At 64.7% G+C, this 2,575-nt stretch carries 1 protein-coding gene and 2 pseudogenes; 2 read left to right on the forward strand and 1 reads right to left on the reverse strand.

Annotated features, from left to right (window positions below; genetic code table 11):
• Positions 1–8 precede the first annotated feature (8 nt).
• On the forward strand, positions 9–746 hold the full coding sequence (locus tag WA317_RS04960) for a transglycosylase SLT domain-containing protein (RefSeq protein ID WP_425171985.1): 738 nt from the start codon (positions 9–11) through the stop codon (positions 744–746).
• 301 nt (positions 747–1,047) lie between these two features.
• A pseudogene (locus tag WA317_RS04965) lies at positions 1,048–1,862 on the forward strand (SMP-30/gluconolactonase/LRE family protein).
• 108 nt (positions 1,863–1,970) lie between these two features.
• On the opposite strand, the pseudogene WA317_RS04970 reads toward WA317_RS04965, so the two are convergent.
• Positions 1,971–2,575, reverse strand: a pseudogene (locus tag WA317_RS04970) (adenylate/guanylate cyclase domain-containing protein); the annotation flags it as partial.

Here is a 2,575-nt window from a genome sequence, read left to right on the forward strand (position 1 = left end):
CCACGCAGCTGGCCAACGATCTTGTCGCCGACGAGCAAGCGCTGCGTGACGGGTCGACGGCGGAAGAAGCGCTGACGGCCGCGGCGCGCCGCCAGCAGGCGGCCTACCGCGCCATCGGGCGGCACCCCGAACGGGACACGATTACGCGCCCGCGAATCCCGCCGTCATTGCTCGAGACCTACGACCGCAATGTCGACGCCCGTCGGCAGCTCACCGCGATGACCCACGCGAGGGACACCCTGCCTGCGTGGCGCATCGAGCCTCCGGCTCCAGCGGACCAGCTGCTGGGCTGCTATCACGAGGCGGAGTCGGCGTCCGGCGTTGGCTGGAACTACCTGGCAGCCATCAATCTGATCGAAACCCGCTTCGGCAGCATCAGCGGCGTCAGCACCGCAGGCGCGGAAGGCCCCATGCAGTTCTTGCCGTCGACGTTCGCCGCCTACGGCGCGGGCGGCGATATCCACTCGCCTCGCGACAGCATCATGGCGGCGGGCCGCTATCTCGCCGCTAATGGCTTCGCCAATGCTCGCGATCAAGCCATCCGCCGGTACAACCACTCGGACGAATATGTGCGGGCGGTCGATCAATACGCGGCTGTGCTTGCAGCCGATCCCGATGCTTTTGCCGGCTACTACAGATGGGACGTGTATTACCTCACGACCGCCGGTGACGTGTTGCTGCCCATCGGTTACGCCGCGACGTCACCGATCCCAGTGGGGGACTATCTGACAACCCATCCGCAGTAACACTCGGCGACTGTCGGCGAGTCACTCAGCCTTCGCGAGGCCCACGACGCGTCTCGTCGGGCCGGCGTTCCGACTGGACCAAGTCGCCGAAGCGTTTGCCGCCGTCCGCGAGGCGAAGGTGCAAGGCAGGGTTTCGGTGACGCCTTGACCGAAACCATCGGAGATCTGTGGCAGGTCGGCCGGGTCATCGCTGGTAATCGGTTCAACGGGTACAGGTGAGGCCAACTCGCGCTGGACTGCGTAACGATGATTATCTTACAATGTGTAAGATAATCAGACAGGCGGCATCCGCCCTTTTCTTGTGATCGGCACTGGTACAGCGCGTATCAATGGGCATGAAGCGCTCCTGTCTTCTTCGGCGACAACGCATCGTGTTGATTGGGACGGGGTCGTACACCGTTTTCCCGACGGGGAGGAACCCGCCGGCCTTGGCTGGCTGCCCAACGGGGACCTGCTGGTCGCTGGCATGGCCAACCGCGTCATCTACCGGATTTCCGATGGGCGTGCCACCGTGCACGCCGACGTTAAACCCCTGGCACCGCACCAGATCAACGACATGATCGTGACCTCTGACGGTACCGCGTTCGTCACCCAACTGGGCTTTGACCTCGACGCCCCGCAACCCAACCCGCAGCCCACCGTCGTGATCCGCGTCGACCCGACGGCACCGTGGGCACAGCGGCCGCCGACCTGATGGTGCCCAACGGCATCGCCGTCGACGACACCGAATCCACCGTCGTGGTGGCCGAATCCGGTGCCGCCCGCTTGGCCAGCTACGCCTATCGCGGCGGTGTGCTGCTCGACCGCACCCCCGAACCACTGCCCGCCACCGCCGCTGTTCCCTTCTGTGCGCCCGACGGCTTGTGCCTCGACGAACAGGGCGGCCGCTGGGTGGCCGACTCGATCAACAAGCGAGTTTTTCGGGTTCACAACGGCGTCATCACCGATGAACACCACCTAGACCAGTTCGTGCTGGCCTGTGTCCTCGGCGACCACGATCGCCGCGGCCTCTACGTGTGTGTCACCGACGCTTGGCACAAGTCTGACATCGCTGACCAACCGACCGGACGAATCCTGCGGATCCGGGTAGCGATCCCTGGCGTTGGACGCCCGTAAAGAACGGCAACGGTTGCTGCGGATCACTGGACGTTGCCCTGGCGCATCACATGCCACCGCGTCACCAGCAAGGGCGTGCCGTCGGGCCGAGCGGTCAATGTCCGGCGGTCAGCCGAGGCGAGGTGCATGCGTCGTATTCGGGGACAGGCGGAAAACCTGCACGGCAGCAGACTTTCCCTTCACAGCGTGAAAACCTTTGTCGCTCAATCCGGCTGGTCGAGAAGCCAGAGCATCGACTGTTTGTTGGGTGAGAAGGATCGCGTCACCGGTGGTCTTGGTGAGCTGTTCGACGCGGGCTGCGACGTTGACGGTGTCACCGATCAGGGTGAACTCGAGCTTGCGTGCACCGCCGATGGTGCCGGCGATCACCAGACCGGTATTGATCCCGATACCGATTCGAAGAGCTCCGCCGAATCGGTCAGCCACGATGCGGCGGATCAGCACAGCGGCGGTCACCGCGGCGTCGGCATGATCCGCGAGATCGTTGGGTGCGCCGAACACCGCCAGCGCGCCGTCGCCGAGGAATTAGTTGACATGGCCGCCAGCATCGACGACTGCCGGAACGACGATCTCGAACAGCGCATTGAGGCGGGCCACCGTGTCCTCGGCGGTGTTGGCCTCGGCGAAGGGGGTGAAGTCGCGGACGTCGACGAACATTACGGTGACCTGGCGGCGCTCACCGGTGAAGACGTCGTCACCCTGCTCGAGCAGCC

The sequence above is a fragment of the Mycobacterium sp. genome (genome assembly GCF_049802695.1).
GTDB lineage: Bacteria > Actinomycetota > Actinomycetes > Mycobacteriales > Mycobacteriaceae > Mycobacterium.